This window comes from Weizmannia sp. FSL K6-0777, assembly GCF_038593185.1.
In the GTDB taxonomy this organism is placed as follows: Bacteria; Bacillota; Bacilli; order Bacillales; family Bacillaceae_C; genus Weizmannia; species Weizmannia faecalis.
Genome location: NZ_CP151971.1, coordinates 829,869 through 852,936, shown reverse-complemented (window position 1 = coordinate 852,936; position 23,068 = coordinate 829,869). Strand labels below are relative to the sequence as shown.

At 47.3% G+C, this 23,068-nt stretch carries 20 protein-coding genes; 7 read left to right on the top strand and 13 right to left on the bottom strand.

The features are described from left to right. Positions 1 to 56: 56 nt before the first annotated feature. Positions 57 to 899, bottom strand: coding sequence for a DegV family protein (locus tag NST70_RS03810; RefSeq protein WP_014095894.1), 843 nt, complete (start codon positions 897 to 899; stop codon positions 57 to 59). A gap of 562 nt (positions 900 to 1,461) precedes the next feature. On the opposite strand from NST70_RS03810, the gene NST70_RS03805 reads away from it, so the two are divergent. Beyond that, positions 1,462 to 2,886 (top strand): amino acid permease, encoded by a 1,425-nt coding sequence (locus NST70_RS03805; RefSeq protein WP_035182251.1) that lies wholly within the window; start codon positions 1,462 to 1,464, stop codon positions 2,884 to 2,886. A gap of 307 nt (positions 2,887 to 3,193) precedes the next feature. Here the strand turns inward: NST70_RS03805 and NST70_RS03800 are convergent, their stop codons facing one another. Then, on the bottom strand, positions 3,194 to 3,877 hold the full coding sequence (locus NST70_RS03800) for a response regulator transcription factor (protein WP_026684742.1): 684 nt from the start codon (positions 3,875 to 3,877) through the stop codon (positions 3,194 to 3,196). Between the two features lie 2 nt (positions 3,878 to 3,879). After that, a complete protein-coding gene (locus NST70_RS03795) occupies positions 3,880 to 5,043 on the bottom strand; it encodes a sensor histidine kinase (protein WP_061577516.1) in 1,164 nt (387 codons plus the stop codon). 272 nt (positions 5,044 to 5,315) lie between these two features. On the opposite strand from NST70_RS03795, the gene NST70_RS03790 reads away from it, so the two are divergent. After that, on the top strand, positions 5,316 to 5,954 hold the full coding sequence (locus tag NST70_RS03790) for a YigZ family protein (RefSeq protein WP_061577515.1): 639 nt from the start codon (positions 5,316 to 5,318) through the stop codon (positions 5,952 to 5,954). A 337-nt stretch (positions 5,955 to 6,291) separates the two neighbouring features. Here NST70_RS03790 and NST70_RS03785 read toward each other — a convergent pair whose 3' ends face one another. Both NST70_RS03785 and NST70_RS03780 read right to left on the bottom strand, forming a co-directional pair. Continuing rightward, the gene (locus tag NST70_RS03785) at positions 6,292 to 7,329 is read right to left on the bottom strand and encodes an MraY family glycosyltransferase (RefSeq protein ID WP_061577513.1); all 1,038 of its coding nucleotides are present in this window, start codon (positions 7,327 to 7,329) and stop codon (positions 6,292 to 6,294) included. Between the two features lie 557 nt (positions 7,330 to 7,886). Next, entirely contained in the window at positions 7,887 to 9,893 is a 2,007-nt protein-coding gene (locus NST70_RS03780) for a penicillin-binding transpeptidase domain-containing protein (protein ID WP_014095900.1), read from the bottom strand. 117 nt (positions 9,894 to 10,010) lie between these two features. On the opposite strand from NST70_RS03780, the gene NST70_RS03775 reads away from it, so the two are divergent. Both NST70_RS03775 and NST70_RS03770 read left to right on the top strand, forming a co-directional pair. Further along, positions 10,011 to 11,513, top strand: coding sequence for a methyl-accepting chemotaxis protein (locus tag NST70_RS03775; protein WP_035182261.1), 1,503 nt, complete (start codon positions 10,011 to 10,013; stop codon positions 11,511 to 11,513). A gap of 677 nt (positions 11,514 to 12,190) precedes the next feature. Beyond that, positions 12,191 to 13,441, top strand: a complete 1,251-nt coding sequence (locus NST70_RS03770; RefSeq protein ID WP_014095902.1) for a peptidoglycan endopeptidase — start codon at positions 12,191 to 12,193, stop codon at positions 13,439 to 13,441. A gap of 83 nt (positions 13,442 to 13,524) precedes the next feature. On the opposite strand, the gene NST70_RS03765 is transcribed toward NST70_RS03770, so the two are convergent. The 3 genes from NST70_RS03765 to nagA all read right to left on the bottom strand — a co-directional run bounded on the left by NST70_RS03765 (position 13,525) and on the right by nagA (position 16,427). Then, a complete protein-coding gene (locus NST70_RS03765) occupies positions 13,525 to 14,235 on the bottom strand; it encodes a GntR family transcriptional regulator (protein ID WP_014095903.1) in 711 nt (236 codons plus the stop codon). Next, the gene (nagB, locus tag NST70_RS03760) at positions 14,228 to 14,950 is read right to left on the bottom strand and encodes a glucosamine-6-phosphate deaminase (protein ID WP_272864727.1); all 723 of its coding nucleotides are present in this window, start codon (positions 14,948 to 14,950) and stop codon (positions 14,228 to 14,230) included. Before nagB ends, NST70_RS03765 begins: the two co-directional genes overlap by 8 nt. Before the next feature lie 343 nt (positions 14,951 to 15,293). Beyond that, on the bottom strand, positions 15,294 to 16,427 hold the full coding sequence (gene nagA / locus NST70_RS03755; protein WP_035189073.1) for an N-acetylglucosamine-6-phosphate deacetylase: 1,134 nt from the start codon (positions 16,425 to 16,427) through the stop codon (positions 15,294 to 15,296). A 199-nt stretch (positions 16,428 to 16,626) separates the two neighbouring features. Here nagA and NST70_RS03750 point away from each other — a divergent pair, with 199 nt between their 5' ends. After that, complete coding sequence (locus tag NST70_RS03750) at positions 16,627 to 18,105, top strand: MDR family MFS transporter (protein ID WP_035189070.1); 1,479 nt, start codon at positions 16,627 to 16,629, stop codon at positions 18,103 to 18,105. Between the two features lie 180 nt (positions 18,106 to 18,285). On the opposite strand, the gene metA is transcribed toward NST70_RS03750, so the two are convergent. From metA to NST70_RS03730, 4 genes are all read right to left on the bottom strand, one after another. Beyond that, positions 18,286 to 19,191 carry a homoserine O-succinyltransferase gene (metA, locus tag NST70_RS03745; protein ID WP_035189069.1) on the bottom strand — a complete coding sequence of 302 codons (906 nt, stop codon included), beginning with the start codon at positions 19,189 to 19,191 and terminating at the stop codon, positions 18,286 to 18,288. Positions 19,192 to 19,282: 91 nt separating this feature from the next. After that, positions 19,283 to 20,230 (bottom strand): mannose-6-phosphate isomerase, class I, encoded by a 948-nt coding sequence (gene manA, locus NST70_RS03740; protein WP_017551620.1) that lies wholly within the window; start codon positions 20,228 to 20,230, stop codon positions 19,283 to 19,285. A 551-nt stretch (positions 20,231 to 20,781) separates the two neighbouring features. Beyond that, on the bottom strand, positions 20,782 to 21,177 hold the full coding sequence (locus tag NST70_RS03735; protein ID WP_017551616.1) for a VOC family protein: 396 nt from the start codon (positions 21,175 to 21,177) through the stop codon (positions 20,782 to 20,784). Next, positions 21,177 to 22,037 (bottom strand): S1-like domain-containing RNA-binding protein, encoded by an 861-nt coding sequence (locus NST70_RS03730; RefSeq protein WP_035189066.1) that lies wholly within the window; start codon positions 22,035 to 22,037, stop codon positions 21,177 to 21,179. Before NST70_RS03730 ends, NST70_RS03735 begins: the two co-directional genes overlap by 1 nt. A 103-nt stretch (positions 22,038 to 22,140) precedes the next feature. On the opposite strand from NST70_RS03730, the gene NST70_RS03725 reads away from it, so the two are divergent. Together NST70_RS03725 and NST70_RS03720 are read left to right on the top strand one after the other, a co-directional pair. Then, positions 22,141 to 22,329: a hypothetical protein gene (locus NST70_RS03725; protein ID WP_014095911.1), complete on the top strand. Its 189-nt coding sequence runs from the start codon at positions 22,141 to 22,143 to the stop codon at positions 22,327 to 22,329. 5 nt (positions 22,330 to 22,334) lie between these two features. Further along, on the top strand, positions 22,335 to 22,466 hold the full coding sequence (locus NST70_RS03720; RefSeq protein ID WP_014095912.1) for a DUF6254 family protein: 132 nt from the start codon (positions 22,335 to 22,337) through the stop codon (positions 22,464 to 22,466). Between the two features lie 161 nt (positions 22,467 to 22,627). On the opposite strand, the gene NST70_RS03715 is transcribed toward NST70_RS03720, so the two are convergent. Further along, the gene (locus tag NST70_RS03715; RefSeq protein WP_014095913.1) at positions 22,628 to 22,816 is read right to left on the bottom strand and encodes a cold-shock protein; all 189 of its coding nucleotides are present in this window, start codon (positions 22,814 to 22,816) and stop codon (positions 22,628 to 22,630) included. Positions 22,817 to 23,068 lie beyond the last annotated feature (252 nt).

Sequence of the window (23,068 nt, the reverse complement as noted above, 5' to 3'; positions counted from 1 at the left end):
GTCCCGGATGATCCCATCATGCCGGGCTGTTCCAGCGATTTGGAACAGCCTGGCTCTTATTTCAGCATCCAGGCGATGCCGATCGCGCCTTCACCAAGGTGGGTCGCGATGACCGGGCCGAAGTAGCTGATCGAAAAGTCGACGGTTGGAAAGCGTTTTTCCAATTCATCTTTGATCTCAAGCGCCTGTTCTTCCCGATTGGCATGAATGATGGAGCTTTTTAGTGGCAAGCCTTTGGCGGCATCCTCGCCGAGCAGGTCAAAAATCCGGTTGAGCGCTTTTTTCTGGGTGCGGATTTTTTCAAACGGGACAATTTCATCATCAACAAAAGTTAATAGCGGCTTGATTTTTAACAGGCTGCCGATAACGGCCTGCGATCCGGACAGCCTTCCGCCGCGCTGAAGGTGGGTGAGATCATCGACCATGAAGTAGGCTTTCGTGGATGCTTTTAATTCATCGAGGCGGGCGAGGATGTCTTCCGGTTCTTTTCCGGCAAGCGCCATTTTCGCCGCATCAATCGCGTAAAATCCCTGTGCCATGCAGCTCCAGCCGGAATTGTAAGGGTACACTTTTATCCCTTCCACCATCCCGGATGCGGTTACGGCACCCTGGTATGTCCCGCTGATTTTTTTGGACAAGTGGATGCTGATGACGGCATCGTAGTCTTTGGCAAGCTGTTCAAACAGTTCGACAAACTGGCCGATTGACGGCTGCGAGGATGTTGGAAGCTCGTCCGCCATGCGCATTTTTTCAAAAAACACATCTGCTGTAATGTCAACTTCTTCGCGGTATTCTTCCTGCCCGAAAATCACATTCAATGGAATCATGTAAATCGAATATTTTTCGCGTACTTCTTTTGGAATATAAGCGGTACTGTCGGTCACAATGGCCGTCCTCATTTTTCCATCTCCCTTCCGCTTTCCTATTTTTATTTTATAGAATCAGGAACCATTTGTCAGCCGTCTTCTTTTTGCAATATGGAAATCTGTTTTGTGGCTGGTGTTTTTTGCCAAATCCCCCAATTCTCCTGCAAGTGTGTAAAATGCTATTTCAATCCTGCCGTAGATTCCCTTCACTGCAAAAATTTCCTTTTCACTTCAAGATTTCGCAAATGATACAAAATTGTAAATAATACCAGGTCCGGAAGCCAAAAAAGGAAGAATCCGTATGGTTCAGCATACAATCATTCACTTGATGGCGCTTTCTTTAACGGAAAAATAAATCTTTTCCAGAAAACGTTCGTGTTTTCGCCTTTTTCAAAACTTAATTTTCTGTTTTATCTGTCCTTTACAAATCATGTCATATTTTGTAGAATGTCTAAGGTAACTCAAATGGTGCATGCAACTCAGAGACAAAAGGTGTATCGTTCAGATTTAAAATATTTGAAAATTCTCCGTTGGCAAAATTATTGGATCACATCTTCATCACTGGGTTGGCTGCAAATAGAAGGAGATTTTCGACATGGAATTATTCAGGAAAAAATCAATGGATTACATGCTTAAGCAGGCCCGCGGAAAAAAGAGCCTGCAAAAAGCCCTTGGCCCCTTTGATTTGACCATGCTTGGCGTGGGGGCGGTCATCGGAACAGGCATTTTTGTTTTGACCGGTATTGTTGCTGCGCAGGCGGCAGGCCCGGCAATCATTCTGTCCTTTATTTTTTCAGGGATTGCCTGTGCGTTAACAGCTTTATGCTATGCTGAATTCGCTTCTATGATCCCTGCTTCAGGAAGTGCGTACACTTATAGTTATGCAACGTTTGGCGAGTTGTTTGCCTGGGTGCTCGGATGGGACTTAATTCTCGAATACGGCCTGGCCTGTTCAGTTGTAGCGAGCGGCTGGTCCGCCTATTTCCAGGATCTGGTACGCGGATTTGGCATCCATTTGCCGCAGGCTTTAAGCGGCGCTTATAATCCGGCCAAAGGTTCGTATATTGACCTGATGGCTGTAGTGATCGTGTTCTTCCTGTCTGCTGTATTGCTGACCGGCGTGAAGGAATCGAGCAAAATCAATAATGTCATGGTCTGTATTAAAATCGGCGTCATTCTTTTATTCCTCGCTGTCGGCATTTTTTATGTCAAACCAGCGAACTGGACGCCATTTATGCCTTATGGCTTTAGCGGCATCATTAAAGGGGCGGCAACCGCATTCCTCGCTTATATCGGATTTGATGCCGTTTCGTCTGCGGCTGAAGAGGTCCGCAACCCACAGCGGGATATGCCGATCGGAATTATTTCTTCTCTTGCGATTTGCATTGTCCTTTATGTCGCTGTATCTGCAGTGCTGACCGGGATGATTCCGTATGCCAAGCTGAATGTCGGCGATCCGGTTGCGTTTGCGCTCCGGGTTGTCCATCAGAATTGGGTGGCAGGCTTTGTTTCACTCGGTGCAATTCTTGGCATTACAACCGTTCTCTTTGTCATGATGTACGGGCAGACGCGCCTTTTCTTTGCGATCAGCCGCGACGGTCTGCTTCCAAAATCGATCTCAAAACTGACGGAAAAGACAAAAACGCCGACAAGAAGCATCATCTTGACATGGCTGATGGCAACGGTTTTCTCAGCCGTTGTCCCGCTGAACCAGCTTGCAGAATTGACCAATATCGGCACTTTGTTTGCTTTTATTGTTGTCTCGATCAGTGTCATTGTGCTCAGAAAAACACGGCCGGACATCCCGCGCAGTTTTAAAACGCCGTTCGTCCCGGTTATTCCGGTGCTGGCAGTAATCGCGTGTGGTTATTTAATGGTCCACCTTTCGAAAGTGACCTGGATTGGCTTTCTCATATGGTTCATCATCGGGCTTGCCATTTATTTCGGATACGGGTACCGGCACAGTGAACTCGGGCATTGGAAAGATGACAGAACACCGGCTGATCCGGTTAAAAATTGAAATAGGGAGACAACAGGAACACCTGCCCAGCGGACAAAAGAACGCCTGCATGGCAATGCCGGGCAGGTATCCGGACAGGCTTACAAATAGAAGAACAGCGGCTTATGGGCGCCTCAAAAAGCATTGCTGCCCCGGCTTGGCCGCATAATGGAAAATTGAAGCAGACATAAAGCCAAAAAAAAGATTCCCGGGTGCACGCGTACGCCCGGGAATCTTTTTCTATCCTGAAAATTGCACTTGATGATTTTCATTTCTGCGCCGGTGTTGAAAGCCTTGGCATACACAAGTGTACGGCCAAGGCCTTGTTTTAGCGGACTTCAACCCACCCGTTTTTAATGGCGGTCACAACCGCCTGGGTACGGTCTTTCACTTTTAATTTTTGCAAAATATTGCTTACATGGTTTTTCACTGTTTTTTCACTTATGTATAAAGCATCTCCGATCGCCCGGTTGCTTTTTCCGTCCGCGAGCAGCTGCAGAACCTCGCATTCGCGCGGCGTGAGCAAATGTAGCGGCGGGACAACTGCCGGTGGCTGCTGGTAGGCGCCCCCCGGTGTATAGCGGTTCGACAATTTGCGGAACTCCTCCACGAGATTGTGGGTGATTTTCGGGTGCAGGTAACTGCCGCCTTCAGCAACTACCTTTACGGCTTCAATCAGCGCATCGGAATCCATTTCTTTCAGCAAATAACCGGTTGCGCCTGATTTTAATGCATGTGTGACATACGATTCATCATCGTGAATGGAAAGAATAATAATTTTTGTTTCCGGATATGCCTCGATCAGCTTTCTTGTTGCCTCTACCCCGTTTTGGTGTGGCATATTGATATCCATCAGAACAACATCCGGATGGTATTTTTCAATAATGTCCAGCGCCTCTTCGCCGTCTTCACCCTCGGCTACCACTTCAAATGTTTTTTCAAATTCCAAAATCCGCTTGACGCCCTCTCGGAACAACTGGTGGTCGTCAATAATCGCAATTTTTACCGTCATGGTCACCTTTTCTCCTTTTCCAAGTCTAATTGCATCGGGATTTGGATAATCACCAATGTTCCCGCTCCTATTTTTGAATGAATGGAAATTTCACCATTTAAAAGGCTGACGCGTTCTCTCATGCCGACAATCCCGAAAGCCCCTTCGCGGATTCTGCGGATATCAAAACCGACGCCATTGTCTTTGACTGTCGCGATAAAACTGTTTTTCCTCAACTCCGATTTCACCTGGATTTCCGTCGCCTTCGCATGCTTTAACGCATTTTGGACGGATTCCTGGATGAGGCGGAAAAGCGCGATTTCATAATTGGTTGGAAGCCTTCGTTCTTCCCCGAGATGCCTGTATGTAATGACCGGACTTCCTTTATAGCTTTCAATCGTAGACAAATATTTTTTGAGCGTCGGAATTAGCCCGAGATCGTCTAATGCCATCGGCCGCAAATCGTAAATAATGCGCCGCACTTCTTTCAATGAATCGCGCACCAGTTCTTTTAACGTGCGCATTTCAGCAATGGCTTCTTCCATTCCATTTTCATGATAAACTTTTTCCACTAGGTCGGAACGGAGCAGCATATTGGCCAGCATTTGTGCGGGCCCGTCATGTATCTCCCGGGAAATACGCTTCCGTTCTTCCTCCTGCGCTTCAATGACACGCAAACCGAATTCCTGTTTATGCTTTGCATCTTCAATCGCCTCGCTAATGCTTTGCAAGTCGCTTGTTAAATAATTTAATACGACCGTTGTTTGCGAGACGAGATGATTGGCCCGGTCAATCGTATCCTTTAGTGAATGCAGCCTGCGTTCCAGTTCATTTCTTCTTTCGCGCAGCTGAAGTTCGCGCTGCCGGTTCATGGACAGCTGGATTTGGATCGTATGTGCCTTTTCATATGCTTCGCGCACTTGCTGTTCGGAAAAGTCACGGAAATGCTGGCTTACTTCCGCCAGGCGTCGCCTTGCAAATTTGGACTTCGTTTCCAGCTCATCTGTCTGCTCAATAACTTTAGCCACTGTTGCTTTGACTTCCTCAAGCTCATTGATGAGCGCATCGTAATCCTGGCGGCATCTTTCACCGATTTCAAAAATTTCGTGTTTGCTTTCTTCAACTGTTGCAACCATTTTCTCCAGGATCGCATCCAATGCTTTGGAGTCGAATGTTTTAAAAGTCATCTTACTTCCCCCAAAAGTAATAATAAAGGCTTATCCGAAAGCAGGGCAAGCCACAGCACACACGCGGCTAATGTTATTTTAACGCGAAAACCGCCGGTAAACGATCAGAAAATAAAGTATAACCGTATATCAGGACTATTTTCCCAGGTACTTTCGTAGGAAAACACGAACCGATATACGGCAGTTTCAACATATTCTTATATACTGAAATTATATCATACAAAAGCATGTTATAATGAGGGAAAAACAGGTTTTGCTAAAGGAAGGTTGCAATGTTAAAAGAATATTATACAGTCAAAGGCGAGGCTGTGCATGAAATAGATATCCAGAAATCACGGTTTATCGCCCATGTGAAGCGAGCGGAATCGGAAGAGGAGGCGCTCAGTTTTATCGCTTCTGTGAAAAAGAAGCACCGGGACGCTAATCACAACTGTTCCGCTTATATGATCGGTGAGCAGAATCTCATTCAGAAAGCATCGGATGACGGCGAACCGGCCGGCACAGCGGGCGTTCCGATGCTGGAAGTGCTGAAAAAGAAGGATTTGAAGGATACGGCAGTCGTGGTGACGCGCTATTTCGGCGGGATTAAACTCGGAGCCGGCGGGTTGATCCGTGCGTACAGCAAAGCAGCTTCAGAAGGCATCAACGCATGCGGCATCGTCAAAAGGACGCTTACCGCCACTTTCCATGTCAAACTGGATTATACGTGGCTCGGGAAAGTCGAGAATGCGCTACACCATTCCCCGTATGAAATAAAAGAAATCCGGTATCTCGCGCAGGTGGAATTGGATATTTATGTAGAAGAAGGAGAACAGCATGCTTTTGAAACGTGGATCTCTGATTTAACAAACGGGCAGGCGGATGTGGCCGAGGGGGAAAAACTATATTTGGAAACGGATGTTGCCCGGTAAAGAGAAGCATAAAAATCGGAAAAGCAGAAGCGGAAAGCCCATCACCCGGCTTTCTGCTTTTTTAAACCGGAAGCGGACGAACAGGTGTCAATCCATCCCGGCACGCAAAAACAGGTGCTGAGCCGGATACAACCGACCGGAGACGGGAGATGCTGAAATCTCAGCCAGATTGATGTGAAAACAACGACTTGCAAAACAGGTTTACAGCCGGCCGGAACATTGATTGTTGCAGGGAACGGAGCTGTCAAAGTCATAAACCCGTAACTCCCCGTTGCGGTTTTGACAGGTACTGCTCCGAATTATTTATTTCGGGAACGACCCCGATGGATCCGGACGGCTATGACCGGTTTTTTATAAAATTCAACAGCGGCTTGTAATCTTTTCCGATCAGGCCAATGCTTTCAACGAAAATCTCAATTGTAATCAGGATCACACCGATAAAGATTAGCGAACCCCAGAGCGTCGCCATTGAGAAGATAAAGGCGGCGAGGCTGAACATGGCAGCGATCGCATAAATAATCAGCACGACTTGGCGGTGTGAAAAGCCAAGGCGCAAGAGGCAATGGTGCAAATGCGACTTATCTGGAGCCGATAAAGGCTGCTTATGGACAAGCCGGCGGATAATTGCAAAGAAAGTATCCGAAATCGGCACACCGAGAATAAGCGCCGGAATAATCAAGGAAATAAAGGTTACATTTTTAAAACCGAGCAATGACAGCACGGAAATCATGTAGCCGAGAAAAAGGGCACCGGTATCGCCCATAAAAATCTTTGCCGGATAAAAATTATAAAATAAGAACGCAATCGTACTGGCCATTAAAATCAGGCCGAGCACCGTCACATAGGCGTCCCCCATAATGATCGCCATGCCGGAAATGGTTAACAGTGCAATCGAGGAAACCCCCGCAGCGAGCCCATCCAATCCGTCAATTAAGTTGATGGCATTCGTGACGCCGACAATCCACAAAATCGTCAGCGGAATACTGAAAATCCCAAATTCCAGCTGTCCGCCGAAAGGAAGATTGATAAATTCGACATGAATACCGCTTAAAACAACAACCAGTGCGGCTGCCAGTTGGCCGATGAGTTTGACGCGCGGTGACAGCTCTCTTACATCATCAACCATGCCCGTAATGACAATAATCAAGCTGCCGAGCAAAATAGGCAGCGAATGCGAACTGTCCGGTTGAAACAGCAGCACGCCGGCGATAAAACTGATATAAATAGCAAGACCGCCTAAACGGGGCATGACTTTCATATGAACTTTTCGCTGATTCGGCTTGTCAACTGCCCCGATCCGGATCGCCAGTTTTTTAATCAGCGGCGTCAGGAGTATTGTGAGCATAAAGCATATAAACAAGGTCAGGAATATCAATGTGCTGCCTCCTTTGGTTGATCATAACCAATAAGGATTGAAGTGTTCGTGAACCCGCCATCGATGCCGAAGCATGATAACCGTTTCACTTCTTCTTAAAAACATTATACCTTAACTTTCTTAAAGCAATCTTAAAAAAATATTTACCCGAAATTCACTGTAACCATTATAATTGTTCTCCGACAATTTATCCACTAACATTTGAGCGATTCTACTATTTTTCATGCTTTTTCTCGCAGCAACCGCCAAAAAACATGAAAAAGGCATCCCCGGTCACTTTGACATCAGGGATACCTTTAAGATACAAAAATCGCATTGTTTAAGTGGCCGGCATCTGCAAACAAATCTTTTTGGCGGCTGGACAACCGGCATCCATGCCGCTCCCCGGGATGCCGCCTTTTCACGCTATATAAAATGAGCTTTGGTTTTCCCATCCGAATGGATCGTTATAAAGAACGCAGTCTTCTTATCTCATCCCGCGTCACAAATTTTATTTCAATTTATATAGCATGAAGCTTTAACCTTTTTTGCAGCGGGGATGGCCCTTGCAAAGTTAACTATTGAAACAGATTTACGGCTTTGTTCACGACAAGCCCGCTGCCGCCGCGATGTTTAACATTTTCAATCAGCATCGCAACAAGCATATTCGGGTTCTTTTCGTCATATACGACGAAAAAGCCGTTTTCTTTGCCGTTTTGATCTTTTTGGCTCTTTTTCAGTTCAGCGGTGCCCGTTTTTCCCGCAAGCTGCGCTCCGGAGATATTAGCAGCGTGCGCCGTGCCGGACGGATCCGCAACGACCTGGCGGAGCATACCGGAAATCTCCCCGGTGGTTTTACTGCTTGCGGCATGTTTCCACACTTTTGTTTTTTCACCTGCAAGCAAATTTGGCTTCAGTTCATCGCCGCTGTTTAAAAACGGCGTGTAGCTGATGGCAAGATGGAGAATATTCATTTGCATCTGCCCCTGGCCATAACCCGTGTCTGCAAGCTGGATGTCACTGCTGAACTTGCCGGTAGACGAAATTTGCGATGCCTTTAACGGATACGCAAACGGAATGTCTTCCCCGAATCCGAAACCCTTCAGGCCCTTTGCAAATTTGTCCGCCCCGATATCAAGCGCGGTTTGGGCAAAAAAGATATTATCGGATAACACGAGCGCTTTTTCCATGTTTTCCGGGCTGTTATTGGCGTGGACGCGGGTCACTTTATAGCTGCCCCAGTCGGCGTTCTTTTGCCACGAAGTCCCTGTAATGGTTTTCGTTGCCGCGGTTGTTGTCGTCCCGGTATCAAGCGCGATAGCCGCAGTGACCGGCTTGATTGTTGAACCCGGCGCATACGTTAGGGCAAACCGGTTAATGAGCGGCTTATCCGGATCTTTTTCAAGTTTCGTGTAAGCGGAAGAAGACATGCCTGAAATAAAATCATTTGGGTCGAAAGCAGGCGTGCTTACAAGGGCAAGCACGTCACCCGTTTTGGGATGGATGGCCGCGGCCGTGCCGGCATCCCCCTTCATTTGATTGTAAATTTTCTGTTGCAATTCGGCATCGATGGTGACTTTGATATTCTCGCCGTTTTTCACTTTTTGCTCAGCAACGGTATAGGTGCTGCCGTCCTGCTTCTCGATGTAAATTTTTTCTCCTGCCCGGCCGCGGAGCTTTTGGTCATACAACTGTTCGAGCCCGCGCTTGCCGACTACACTCTCCGCAGTATAGCCTTTCTTTTGCAGTTTTTTCAGTTCTTCGCCAGTGATCGCACCGATATAACCGGTTAAATGCGCAGCGGCTTTCCCATAAGGATAAACGCGGGCACCAACCGTTTGCGAAGAAAAGCCCGGGATGGAGGTGACTTTTTTCACGAGATCCTTCTTCTCCATCGGGACTTTTTTTAACGGGACAAACAAATGAGGCTGCACCCAGTCCTCGTCCAGTTTTTGTTTGATTTCGTCCGCTGACATGCCAAGTAAGCCGGCAGCTTTTTGCATATCCGCTTGTTTATCCCCTTTCAATTGTTCCGGAATGACGCCGATTTGGTACACGCTGCCGTTTTTGGCCAACGCTTTTCCGTTTCGGTCCAAAATTTCCCCGCGGACAGCGTTTTGGTCGGACACTTTAATCGTATCCCCTTTGGCCAAATGCGGGAGAATAAGATCCGGCTTCCAATTGACATACCAGTTTTCTTTTTTGTCCCGTTTTTCCTTTACAAGCGCCACTTTATCCTTGTAGACGACTTTGCCGGCTGAGGTTTGGAACGAAATTTTGACCGGCACGGTAACTTTCTCTTTGTTTTTATAGGCATCTTTATCCAACGATTGGTATGAAACATTTAAATCTGAAACATTCAAGTCCCCGTACACTTTTTTGTACCGGTCCGCCATATCTTTTTTCGCATACGTATTTTTTGCGGAAGCCGATAAATAACTATGGTACATTTCCGCAAATTTTTCCTGCTTCCATGCTTTTACATAATCTGCAAGGCGTTCATTCGGTGTCGGCGTTTTTTCGCAACCGGCAAGGGCCGCCAAAACCCCGAGCAGCAAACCGATGATAAATACATATTTCCTCAAAAAATCTCCTCCCTGACAACGACAAGTTTCCACCTTTTGAGAAAAAAATGGAGAAGTTTGCCGGTTTTTGTGTTACATTTGTGTTAGATAAGAAGAACTAGATTTGGAGGTAAGAACGTGGACATCATTACACAGTTAAAAGCAGACAACATGCGCAAAAAAAGTCTTCTCATGTTTATTACCCTGCTTGTTGCCCTGCTGGTCGTTTTTGTAACATATCTTTACAAACAAGAGGCCGGAATGGCTGTCCTGTACGGCGTGGAAATCGTTGTTCTTCTGGCACTGTATTTTACACTCGGGCGCGCCATGAAAAAATTCCGCTTGTTTTCTTATGCGAGCGTCATCATTTCTTATTTGTTCAGAATATATGCCACCCTTTTTGTTCAAAACAGCTTTTCCGTAGACATTTTGTTTTTCTTTCTGCTTGCTTATGCGGCATTGCAGTTTGAAAATGTCCTTTTCTTTATCGGAGCCGGTCTTGGCATTGCCGGATTTCTTGCCAGCTACTTGGTGCCGGCCGCCGATTCGGGCCTCATTCATAACCTGGTCCCGACCGCTTTGCTCTGCTATGTTTTAACCGCAATTTTATTATACGCCATGATCTACCTGCATCAAAATTTGATGGATTCTTTTCTTTTATCCATAAAGAAAACCCTTCAAACCATGGAAGATCAAGGTTCGGCTTACCGGCAGGAAATGGCGGAGATTCTTGACCGCGTTTCCAATGTGAACGACAATATTCAGACCAATTTACATGCCCAAAACGAAATGAAGTCCGCCGTTCATGAAATCTCTAAAGGCAGTGTAACCCAAAGTGAGCAGATTACGCAAATTGCCGGACACGCCGGAGATACGGTGCAATCGATGGAATTTTTAACACAAATGTCCGGTGAACTGACAAACGAATCGCTTGAAGCACAGGAAACGGCAAAAGCCGGTGAAAAGGCGGTAGAAAATTTAACGCTTGAAATCAGTGATGTGGTAGATACGATTATGGAGCTGAACAACACATTTACAGTGTTAACGCAAAAAGTGGAAGAAACGAATACGTTCACCGACAGCATCAAACAAATTACAGAACAGACGAACCTGCTTGCGCTGAATGCTTCGATTGAAGCGGCCCGCGCTGGGGAAGCAGGCCGCGGGTTTTCGATTGTTGCCGATGAAATCCGGCGCCTTGCGGAAACGACACACGAAACCACCGAAAAAATTAACCATAATTTGGCTGATTTGAACCAGAGCAACGCGGCGGCACGGGATAAGCTGGAATTAAGCAGCACACAAATTTTGACGACAGCGGAATCAAGCCAAAATGTAACCACCTATTTCCGTAAACTATTAAAAACGTTAAACGGACAGGTTGAGAAGTTTAAAGAATTCGATACGTTGTCCAAAAAAGTGACCGAAAAGGCGCATGGCGTGGAAGGCGCATCAAGCGAACTCGCGGCCATCATTCAAGAAACTTCCGCCAGCCTAGAAGAAATGTCGGCGACGATCGAAAGCTTAACGAATGACCATCATACAATTGCAGAAACGCTCAATGAAGCGGCTGCCCAGGCGGAGCAGTTCCGGGCAAAAACCGAACAAATGCAGGAAAAATTTGCCGATCAAATGATTTAGCAGACGGATATCTTAACATAGACGCACTCTAGGTTAAGGAAGACCCTCGATTTTGCCGGGTATCTTAACATAGAACGCTTCTATGTTAAGGAAGACGCGGAATTTTTACGGGTATCTGAACGTAGTCGCGCTCTAGGTTAAGAAAGACCTTCGATTTTGCCGGATATCTTAACATAGAAGCACTCTACGTTAAGGAAGACGCGGAATTTTTATGGATATCTTAACGTAGACGTGCTCTATGTTAAGAAAGACTCTCAATTTTGCCGGGTATCTTAACGTAGACGCACTCTATGTTAAGGAAGCGAGAAAATTTTTGCGGATATCTTAACGTAGTCGCGCTCTAGGTTAAGGGAGACCCTCGGTTTTGCCGGGTATCTTAACATAGAACGCTTCTACGTTAAGGAAGACGCGGAATTTTTATGGATATCTTAACGTAGAACCGCTCTATGTTAAGGAAGACCCTCAGTTTTCCCGGGTATCTTAACGTAGACGAACTCTATGTTAAGAAAGACCTTCGATTTTGCCGGATATCTTAACAAATTTCGCTATTTCTGCCGCTTTCATTGGAAAAAAGTGCAATCTTTTCCTATAAAATGCCGAAATGGGGTACCATTGTGAAAAAATTTTGATAGAATGTTAAATAGAGAGATAAAAATATAAATGGAGGTTACACGAGTGTGAGAAAGAAAACTGTCTTTTCTGTTGCCGCTACAACCATTCTGGCCACTTCGTTTACATCGCAGGCATTTGCCCAGACATATAAAGTCCAAAAAGGGGATTCCCTCTGGAAAATTGCAAAGAAGTATAATACGTCCGTTGATGCATTGAAATCAACCAACCATTTGGCATCTGACACGATTTACCCGAACCAGGTACTGAACGTTTCAGCGTCCAAGGCAAAAGCTTCGGCCCGTTCTGTTTCGGCCCCATCCTCTTCTGCCAAAACGTACACGGTCAAGCCGGGGGATACATTGAGCACGATTGCCTTAAACCACGGCATATCGGTTTCAAACTTAATGAGCTGGAACAAGCTCTCTTCATCGCTGATCCATCCCGGTGACGTATTGGCTGTTTCCAAAGGGGCAGATTCCGCTTCCTCGTCCAGTTCAAGCAGCAGTTCGCGTTCAACCGGCAGTTCCAGTTCCACGACTACATACACAGTAAAAAGCGGAGACACATTATCCGGCATTAGCAAACAGTTTGGGACAACTGTCAGCAAGCTAAAATCTTTGAACAATTTAAGTTCCGATTTGATTTTTTCCGGTCAGAAGCTAAAAGTAACCGGTAGCAGCTCATCCGGTTCCTCCACATCGGGAACGGCAGGCGCTGCAAGTTCAAACAGTTCCGGTTCCACGGCTACGGCTACATACACGGTAAAAAGCGGAGACACATTGTCCGGCATTAGCAAACAGTACGGAATCACCGTCAGTAAGCTTAAATCTTTGAACAATCTGAGTTCCGACTTGATTTATGCCGGCCAGAAGCTGAAAGTAACCGGCAGTCCGTCCGATTCTTCCAAATCGGTCACAACAGTCGATACAACTTCAGGCAGTACCCATTCTGTATCTTCTTTAATCAGCATTGCGAACAGCTTAATCGGCACGCCGTATGTTTGGGGTGGTACGAGCCCGTCCGGATTTGACTGCAGCGGTTTTATCTATTATGTATACAAAAAAGCCGGGTACAGCATTTCCCGCATGTCCGCAGCAGGCCTTTATAACCGTTCTTACTATGTGAACAGCCCAAAGGCAGGAGATCTCGTCTTCTTTGAAGGCACGTATGGAACCAATCCGAGCGCGATCACGCATGTTGGTATCTATCTCGGCGGCGGCCGGTTTATCGCCGCGAATTCCGATGGCGTATCTGTTTCTTCTGTCGGCTACACGTACTGGAAATCCCATTTTGACAGCTATAAACGTTTCTATTAATGTTCTATAAATTGAACCAAAAAAACCGCGGATCTTCCGCGGTTTTTTTGCATCTGAACCGGCTTGCCCCGATTTGATTCTTCTTACATATAAAATTTAAAGCGGCTGCCGGCGTATTGCGCTTTGACATATTCAAACGGTGTACCGTCTGAAAGCGAAGTCACGCGTTCAATGGACAGCACCGGTGAACCCGGGGCCACTTTTAACAGTTTTGCCAGCCGTGCGCTCGCCGCAACGGCTTCGATTGTCTGGTACCCTTTTCCGAGCCGCAATCCCTTTTCCCGTTCAAGAAACTGGTAGAAAGAACGGTTTAATTTTTCTTCAGTAAGCCCTGCCGCAATCCTTGCCGGGGTGATGATCGATTCGAATACAATCGGGATCTCATCCCCGTAGCGGAGCCGCTCGATATGAAGAACGTTTTCCGGCTCTTTCAGCGTGAGTGCCTCCATTTCCTGCACGGAGGCTTCCCTTTCAAAAAACGCCACGATTTTATTCGAAGCTTTCATCCCGCGCTCTTCCATCAGCCGCGTAAAACTCATCCGCCCTTCCAAAGGCTGCTCCACCTTATGTTCGCTGATAAACGTGCCGCTTCCCCGTTTTCTCATTAAAATGCCTTCATCCACCAAACCTTGTACCGCCTGGCGGACTGTCATTCTGCTCACTTCAAAAAGATCGCTTAACACCCGTTCAGACGGAATGGCTTCGCCTGTTTTCCATTCCCCCTCCCTGATTTTCTTCCGGATTTCTTCCTGAATTTGAAAGTAAATCGGGATCGGGGAGGTTTTGTCAATCATGGCGCTTCCCGGCATCCTCCAGCAAAGAAGCGGCATCTTCATCGGCAACGACAACGACATTCGGATGCATTTGCAGAACGGATGCCGGGCAGGCTTCGTCCACCGGCCCTTTGATCATGCTGCGGACCGCTTCAGCCTTACTTTTGCCGAATGCCAGCAGTACGATTTTTTTCGCGTCCATAATCGAAGCAATCCCCATCGAAAGGGCGCGATCCGGCACATCTTCTTCTCTTTCGAAAAAGCGCCGGTTTGCTTCCCGCGTCGATTCGGTCAGTTCGACAATATGGGTTCTGGAATCGAAGGAAGTGCCCGGTTCATTAAAGCCGATGTGCCCGTTTTTACCGATGCCGAGCACTTGTAGGTCGACCGGATGCGTTTTTAAAATTCTTTCATACCTTGCACATTCTTCTTCGAGGTCTTCCGCCGTTCCATCAGGAAGATACGATTGTTTAAAATTCATATGCGAAAACAGTTCTTTTTCCATGTAATAACGGTAGCTGTGTTCATCGGTATCTTTGAGGCCCACATATTCGTCAAGATTCACAGTGGTAACGTTTGAAACGTCCAGTCCGGCATGCCGCATGTAAGCATACAGCTTCAGCGGCGTGCCGCCCGTTGCAAGCCCGAGCGTGCGGATTTGCCCTTCCCGAATCCCTTTTTCGATCAGTTCATAGGCGTATTTTGCTGCTTCATCGCTTGTTTTAAAAATATGCACATCCATTTTTATCCCCGCTTTCAAAGATGATATGTTTTTTTACCAGATCTTTACTGGTTGTAAGACTCTTTTACTGCGCGACTGGTTATTTCCGCTCTCCAAGGTGATACGTTGCTTTCGCTCGTAATTGTTCATCCAGCAGTACGAAATCGGCATCTTTCCCGACCGTAAGACTTTTTTTATCGCGCGACTGGTTCACACCAGTCTGTGTGTGTTATTCCCGCTCTCCAAGATGATACGTTGCTTTCACTTGCAATTGTTCATCCAGCAGTACAAAATCGGCATCTTTCCTGGCCGTAAGACTTTTTTTATCGCGCGACTGGTTCACACCAGTCTGTGCGCGTTATTCCCGCTCTCCAAGGTGATACGTTGTTTTCACTTGCAATTGTTCATCCAGCAGTACAAAATCGGCATCTTTCCCGGCCGTGAGACTTCCTTTTTGTTCGAGGCCAAACTCGCGCGCCTGGTTCACGGAAGTCATCTGTACCGCTTCTGCAATCGAACAGCCGGTAAATTTCATAATGTTGCGGAATGCATCGTCCATCTTTAAGATGCTGCCGGCAAGCGCACCATTTTCAAGCCGGGCTTCTCCATTTTTCACCAGCACTTTCTGACCGCCGAGCTCCGACTCCCCGTCCGGCAGCCCTTTCGCCCGCATCGCATCGGTGATGACGGAGATTTTTTCCGGCCCTTTTATTTCATACGTGAACTTCACCATATCCGGATGTACATGGATACCGTCAACAATCAGTTCAACCTGTACATAAGGCGACAGCAACGCATGCCCCGCAACGCCAGGCTCGCGGTGATGCAGGCCGCGCATGCCATTATAAAGATGGGTCGCGTGTGTTGCTTTGCTTTGTAAAAGTTTAGCGCGGACGGCATCTGAATGGCCTATGGACGGCACGATGCCGCGTTCGATCATCACATTTTCAAATTCGCGTGCGCCTTCATTTTCAGGGGCGTAGGTGACAAGTTTAATGAGATTCCCGGAAGCTTCAAACCATTTTAAAAACAGTTCCGTGTCCGGCGCCTTGATATATTCAAGCGGCTGGGCCCCCGCTCGCTTTTTTGAAACAAACGGCCCTTCGAGATGGATGCCTTCGATCGTTGTGCCTCCTTTTTCTTTTGCCGCTTTAACGGCGCGCAAGGCAGCTTCGATTTTTCCGTAATCCTGGGTCATCGTTGTCGCGAAAAAGGAAGTCACCCCTTCCTGCCGCAATTTTTGGCTTAATGTAACGAGCGCCTCCGGATCGGCATCCATCGCATCAATGCCATAGCCGCCATGGATATGGACATCAATCATGCCCGGGATAGTTGTCATCCCTTTCCCGTCGATCACTTCTTCCCCTGCTTCCGGCCGGTAATCTGCCATTTTGCCGGTTTCAATGATTTTATCTGTAAACCGGATAAATCCGTCTGCAATATGTTCATTCCCTGTATAAAGATTGCTGTGGATCAGCACTTTTTCCGTCAACGGAAAACACCTCTTTTTTAAAATTTATATAGTTGTCTATACCAATTATCATTCATGATGTGTCAGATGTCAATCTTTATTATGGGGAAATGATTTCTTTTTATGCAGATTCTTTCCTGAGTCTAGAAATCTATTTTTCCGCGGCAAGTTGATATATACTAGAAAAAGTGCAGAACGAACAAATCATGGAGGACTTTTTATGAAACAAACCAATGTCAAGGCGGTCACAATCGCCCTGTTTGTGGCCACCTTTTTAACAGCCATTGAGGGGACGATTGTCAGCACCGCGATGCCGCGGATTGTGAGCGACCTGAAAGGGATCGGCGTGATGAACTGGGTATTTGCCATTTATTTGCTCACTTCAGCAGTAACGGTTCCAATTTTCGGGAAGCTTGCGGATTTGTACGGTCGCAAAAAAATTTTCACGGCCGGCACCGTTGTTTTCCTTGCCGGTTCGACATTGTGCGGTCTCGCCGGTTCGATGGGGCAACTGATTGTGTTCCGTGCCATTCAGGGAATCGGGGCCGGGGCGATCATGCCGGTTACGAATACCATCGTTGCCGATATTTATCCGCATGAAAAACGGGCGAAAATGCTCGGGTTTATGGGAGCGGCATGGGGCATTGCCGGTGTCATCGGGCCTCTTTTCGGCGGTTTCTTTGTCGACCAGCTCACCTGGCACTGGATCTTTTTCATCAATCTCCCGTTTGGCTCGATTTCCGTTTTGATGGTCATCCTGTTTTTACATGAGCAGGTGGAAAAAACGGAAAATGCGATTGATGTATGGGGGGCTGCCACCTTTTCCGCCGGGATGCTCGCATTGCTTTACGCCCTGCAAAAAGGCGGGGATACAAACGACTGGGGAAACCCGGTGATCTTGGGATTGTTAGCAGGCAGTGTCATTCTCCTTGGTTTATTCATTTTGATTGAGTACCGGCATCCGGATCCATTAATGCCGCTTTCGTTGTTCCACATCCGGGCCATTTCGGTTTCAAATCTGGTTTGTTTTTTGGGCAGTGCCGTTCTGATGGGGATTAACGTTTATATTCCAATGTGGATTCAAGGGCTTGAAGGGCATGGCGCAACGCTTTCCGGGCTTATGCTCGCACCGAGCCCTGTCCTGTGGATGCTCGGCTCTTTTGCCGGCGGAAGACTTCAGTTGAAATACGGGGACCGTTTGGCGTTTTTAACGGGAATGGCCTTCATCTTGGGAAGCACTGCCTGGCTCAGCCTGTTTTCATTGGGAACGCAGGAATGGAGTTTTTACGTTTTCTCCGCCATTTCCGGGTTCGGGTTCGGGATTGTGATGACGATCTCGCTCGTTTCGGTGCAGTCGGCGGTGGACTGGTCTTTGCGCGGGGCGGCGACAGCATCAAATACATTTTTCCGGAATCTCGGGCAGTCGGCCGGTTCCGCTGTATTCGGTACGTATTTCAATGCAAAAGTTGCCGAGGAACTTGCGAAGGGCAATCCGGGCGGGTTTACGACGAATTCGCTGAACAGGCTGATCAATCCCGAAAGTGCAGGCCGGTTTTCGGAAGCGGCGCGCGAATGGCTGCGGCATGTGCTTTTTTCAGGCATTCATTCGATCTTCATCCTGCTTGCTATAATTTCACTTGTTTGTTTTCTTCTCTCTTTCGCGGTTCCGAAAGCGGAAGGCGAAAAGGGGCTGTCCTGATACGCGGGGCTGCCTCTTTTTTTGGGATGCTTCTGATAGCAATTGGGGGCTTTTTGCCGTTTACGCATTGTCCCTTAGCGAGCTTCAAAGGAACAAAAGCCAGCCGAATCGAACGGTAACTTTCTTTTGAAATCCCCAAGCACCAAAAAAGCCGCCCCTGTTTGCGGGACAGCCCTTTGTTTACCATTGGTACGGTGTTTCCTGGTATACATAATAGTTCAGCCAATTGGAAAAAAGTAAGTAGCTGTGCGAGCGCCATGTATGGAGCGGCCTCTCATTGGCATCGTTATTGGGAAAATAATTTTTCGGGAGGGCGGTGCCAAGTCCTCTTTGCTGATCGCGCACATATTCATCAGCAAGGGTTGTGGCATCATATTCCAAATGGCCGGTGATCATAATATTTTTCCCGTTTTCGTCCATCACAATGAACGGCGAACCCTCTTCCGATATGGAAACGAGCTGCAGTTCCGGATGGTTTTCAATGGCTCCGCGTGCAACATCCGTATAGCGGGAATGGGGCGCGTTAAAAACCTCATCAAATCCGCGGACCAGCTTGACCATCGGCAAAAACAAGCGGTGTTTGAAAATGCCGAAACACTTTTCCGGCAGTTCGTACTTCTCAATGCCGTAATGGTAGTACAAGGCAGCCTGCGCGCCCCAGCAAATATGTAGTGTCGACGTGACATTGGTTTTGGTCCAATCCATGATTTGCTTCAGCTCGTCCCAATAATCCACCGCTTCGAAATCCATTTTTTCAACCGGGGCACCGGTAATAATCATCCCGTCAAAACGGCGGCTTTTCACCTCGTCAAAAACCGTGTAAAAATGTTCTAAATGGTAGCTGCTGACGTTTTTGGATTGGTAAGTCGACGTCCGGAGAAAAGTGATGTTGACCTGCAACGGCGTATTGCCAAGAAGGCGCAGCAGCTGCAACTCCGTCTTTTCTTTTTCCGGCATTAAATTTAAGATTAATATATTCAGCGGACGGATATCCTGCGTTCTCGCCCTGTCCTCATCCATCACAAAAATTTTCTCTTGTCTCAGCAGCTCTCCGGCAGGTAAATCTTTCGGTATATTGATTGGCATTTTCAACGTCTCCCCCATACTCAGTTGTCATGTATTTTTCATTATATCGGTTTTCTGCCGTTTGCTGCAATATTCTTGATAGACAGACAGTTTACGGATGGGATATGATCAGCGTCAGATGACCTTCCAGTTCAAAATGGCCAAATCCGGACGGCAGCAGAAAATGCATCCCTTTTTCAAGCGGATAAGTTTTTCCGTCGGCTTTCATGGCCCCTTCCCCGTCAAGCACGCTGGCCAGTTCGAACGGTTTGTTTTGGGTAAACGATGCGGTTCCTTTTACATCCCATTTATATACAGAGAAAAAGGCTTCCTTTGCAAACGTTGTGATGGTAACACCCGGTTTTTCTTCCGTACGGGGGAGGACTGCGGCATCCCGGTGCGGTATCGTTGTAACATCAATGGCTTTTTGCAAATGCAGTTCACGTTTGTTGCCGGCAGCATCCGTCCGGTCGTAGTCATAAACGCGGTACGTTGTATCACTGCTTTGCTGCGTTTCGAGCACAAGCGTCCCTTCACAAAGAGCATGAATCGTCCCGCTCGGCACATAGAAAAAGTCCCCCGGGTGAATCGGCACTTTGCGCAGCAGGCTGTCCCATTTTCCTTCTTCAACCAGGCGGACGAATTCTTCTTTCGTTTTGGCATGATGCCCGTAAACGAGCTGTGCGTCTTCCTTGCAATCAATGATGTACCAGCATTCCGTTTTGCCAAGTTCTCCGTTTTCGTGTTCATTGGCGTATGCATCATCCGGGTGAACCTGAACCGATAAATCTGCATTTGCATCGAGAATTTTCGTCAGGAGCGGGAATCCTTTTCCAGACATTCCGCCGAACAAGTCACGTCTTTCTTCCCACAGTTCCATCAAGGTTTTGCCGGCAAATTCACCGTTTTTTACAGTCGACGGGCCGTTCGGATGGCCGGAAATAGCCCAGCACTCCCCTGTATGGTCAGACGGGATGCGGTAACCAAACCGGTCCCTCAGCGCGGTTCCTCCCCAAATTCTTTCTTTAAAAACCGGTTCAAGAAATAAAGGCTCGCTCATTCAAATCTTCCTCCTTGAAAGGCAATCCTTTGCTCAAATATGAACAAAGCATTTTCAGTCCTTTTCATTATAGCACACCGCTCCTGCACCCGCGCCGGTTATCCCGTGTTTTTGCACCGGCCATTTGCTTTCCGCACGCAAAATTTTTTTGCCCGTTTGGGGACGTTTTTCATTTCTTGCCTGCCATTTTTTGCTGTCCCGGTATCCCCGTGTTTTTCAATCGGCCGTTTGTCTTCAGCTATCTTCTGCATGCAAAATTTTTTGCCCATTTGGAACCATTTTTCGTTTCTTGCCTGCCATTTTTTGCTGTCCCGGTATCCCCGTGTTTTTCAATCGGCCGTTTGTCTTCAGCTATCTTCTGAGCGAAAAATTTTTTGCCCATTTGGAACCATTTTTCGTTTCTTGCCTGCCATTTTTTTGCTGTCCGGATGCCGCTTTTTTGTTTGCCAAATTTTAGTGTTTATACGGGGGCGTTTTCTATTTCTTTATCTGCCAATCTGTTTTTTTGCACCGGCCGTTTGTCTGCAAATTTTTTCATCCGCAGTAACAGGTCAGCTTTCATACAATTCGATCGGAAGACCGTCGGGATCCTGGAAAAAGGTGAATTTTTTATCTGTAAGCGGGTCAATGCGGATCTCTTCTACTTGAATGCCCATTTCTTCAAGCCGCTTTTTATCCGCTTCTACATCGTCCGTTTCAAATGCAAGATGCCGCAAGCCCGCAGCTTCCGGAAATGACGGACGCGCGGGCGGATTCGGAAAGGAAAACAGCTCGATCTGATATACGCCGCCGACCGAAAGATCCAGTTTGTAGGAATCCCGCTCTTTCCGATATACTTCCCGCACCGGCTCCAATCCGAGGCAATCGACATAAAAATGCTTTGATTTTGCATAATCGGAACAAATGATGGCAATATGGTGAATGCGTTTCAACCTTGGAGCTGCCATTACTTTCCCTCCTTCCGATAAGTCCAGCCTTCTTCTTGATAGACGGTGCCGTTTTTCATCAGACGGCCGAGCGCACGTTTAAACGCCGCTTTGCTGATGCCAAACCGCTCCTGAATCTCTTCCGGCATGCTTTTATCCCAATACGGCATTTTTCCGCCGCGGGAATCCATATAGGCAAGGATATTTTCCGCATCTTTATCCAATGCTTCATAAGCGCGCCCCAAAAGCGAGATATTCAGTGTCCCGTCTTCTTTTACATCAATGACGCGGCCTTCCACTTTCTGCCCGAGGCGCGGTTCGTTTTTGCGCTGTGATTCATGGATGAAGCCAATAAAGCCCTCATCGGTTATGATTGAAGAACCCGCTTTTGTCAGTCGGAACACATGCCCGGTGACATCTTTGTTCCACATTTCCCGACCGGCTTGTTTCGCTAAATCCCTGACCATGTTTTCTTCGGCTAATTTTGCGAATAAGCGCCCATGTTTGTCAAGATCAAGGGTAATGTATAAACGATCGCCTTTTTCCGGCCAGAGCGAGCGGATCGGGGGCAAGTCATCAACAGAAAGAAGCATGTCTTTGTGAATTCCGATCGAAACGAAAACGCCAAGTTTTTCTTTGGTGCCGGCAACTTCCGCCCAGCCGTATGTCCCCAATCGGATGTCCGGAATCACATTTGTCGCGGCCAGCCTCCCCTGATGGTCCTGATATAGAAAGACCGTTTGCACCGCTTCCGGATCAAAGGGTTCCACAATATCCCGGTGATGCAGGAGCACGTCTTCTGTCCCGTTAGATAAAAAATAACCGAACGGCGCTTCCCGCACCACCGTAAGTTCGGCAACGGTTCCTGGTGTTAAATCCATTGCAGCAGTTTCCTCCTCCGTAAATCGTTTGCTTCATAATAGGTAATTATAACATTGATCGGCGTAAAACATGATTTTATTTTGAACAAGGAGTGGAAATACTATGCCTGACAAACGTGAGGTGACGCATCGGGACAATGAGGCGGAAACGGTTGTCAATGATGCGCATGGGAGCAACCAGGTTGGCTTGTTCAGTGAACATAAGCCTTATAAACCGTTTGCTGTGACAGCGCTTGAAACGGATAAGGATATGAAAAGATTCGCGAAATTTACAGATGGCAAACAGGAGTGATCCAAGTGAGTAAATCAAAGCGCGAAGAAGAACGACAGTGGAAAGTCCGGAAAGAATCGCAAAACCCGCACGGCAAAGTGAAATCTCTGGAAGAAATCGCGGATGAGATATTCGCCGAATGGAAAGAAAAAAAGTGAGATAAAGGGGTGCTTTCATGGCACCCCTTTTGTATGCTGGAGACCGCGCGCAATCGGGTTTTACAAAAAATGGCTTAACGATTCCCGCAGATAGTAAAAAACCCGTTGAAAACAGGGGTTTCAACAGGCCCGAAAAATGGCAACAAAAAATAACTGTTTTTTTAACTTCCGATAACTGGCAGCACGCGTACTTCTTTTTTCATATCGGAGTGGCAGAGCGGGCAGTGCGGCTTTTCTTCAAAAGTAAAGTTTTCACGCATAAAACCGTTGCAATCATCGTTTGTGCAGGCCCATACGGTCGTTTCCACCTCAGGCACCGGCTCCTTCTGGTTATTAAAATATGCCATCATAAAAGACTCCCTTCTTATGTTTAGTATAACACACTTTAACACAAAAAAGGGGACCGGCCCTGCTGCGTTAACGTATGCAGGCAAGTGTGCAAACCGTCCCGGCGCATTCGTGCATGCTTCTATTATATGCATGCGGCCCCGGCTTTATGCGGGCCTCCGCTTTGCACGAGGCAAGTGCTGCAGCCTGGAACCGGGCTGGAGCCGGGATCCACACTGCTCGATACATTTGCAAAACCTGCCTTAATCGCTACT

Bases quoted from the DNA above. Each gene is read 5' to 3' on its own strand.
- NST70_RS03750 (WP_035189070.1), top strand. From the start codon at position 16,627: ATGAAACAAACCAATGTCAAGGCGGTCACAATCGCCCTGTTTGTGGCC.
- NST70_RS03715 (WP_014095913.1), bottom strand. From the start codon at position 22,816: ATGATGGCATATTTTAATAACCAGAAGGAGCCGGTGCCTGAGGTGGAA.
- NST70_RS03795 (WP_061577516.1), bottom strand. From the start codon at position 5,043: ATGACTTTTAAAACATTCGACTCCAAAGCATTGGATGCGATCCTGGAG.
- NST70_RS03730 (WP_035189066.1), bottom strand. From the start codon at position 22,037: ATGGATTTAACACCAGGAACCGTTGCCGAACTTACGGTGGTGCGGGAA.
- metA (WP_035189069.1), bottom strand. From the start codon at position 19,191: ATGCCAATCAATATACCGAAAGATTTACCTGCCGGAGAGCTGCTGAGA.
- NST70_RS03790 (WP_061577515.1), top strand. From the start codon at position 5,316: ATGTTAAAAGAATATTATACAGTCAAAGGCGAGGCTGTGCATGAAATA.
- NST70_RS03735 (WP_017551616.1), bottom strand. From the start codon at position 21,177: ATGGCAGCTCCAAGGTTGAAACGCATTCACCATATTGCCATCATTTGT.
- manA (WP_017551620.1), bottom strand. From the start codon at position 20,230: ATGAGCGAGCCTTTATTTCTTGAACCGGTTTTTAAAGAAAGAATTTGG.
- NST70_RS03765 (WP_014095903.1), bottom strand. From the start codon at position 14,235: ATGATTGACAAAACCTCCCCGATCCCGATTTACTTTCAAATTCAGGAA.
- NST70_RS03810 (WP_014095894.1), bottom strand. From the start codon at position 899: ATGAGGACGGCCATTGTGACCGACAGTACCGCTTATATTCCAAAAGAA.
- NST70_RS03800 (WP_026684742.1), bottom strand. From the start codon at position 3,877: ATGACGGTAAAAATTGCGATTATTGACGACCACCAGTTGTTCCGAGAG.
- NST70_RS03725 (WP_014095911.1), top strand. From the start codon at position 22,141: ATGCCTGACAAACGTGAGGTGACGCATCGGGACAATGAGGCGGAAACG.
- NST70_RS03805 (WP_035182251.1), top strand. From the start codon at position 1,462: ATGGAATTATTCAGGAAAAAATCAATGGATTACATGCTTAAGCAGGCC.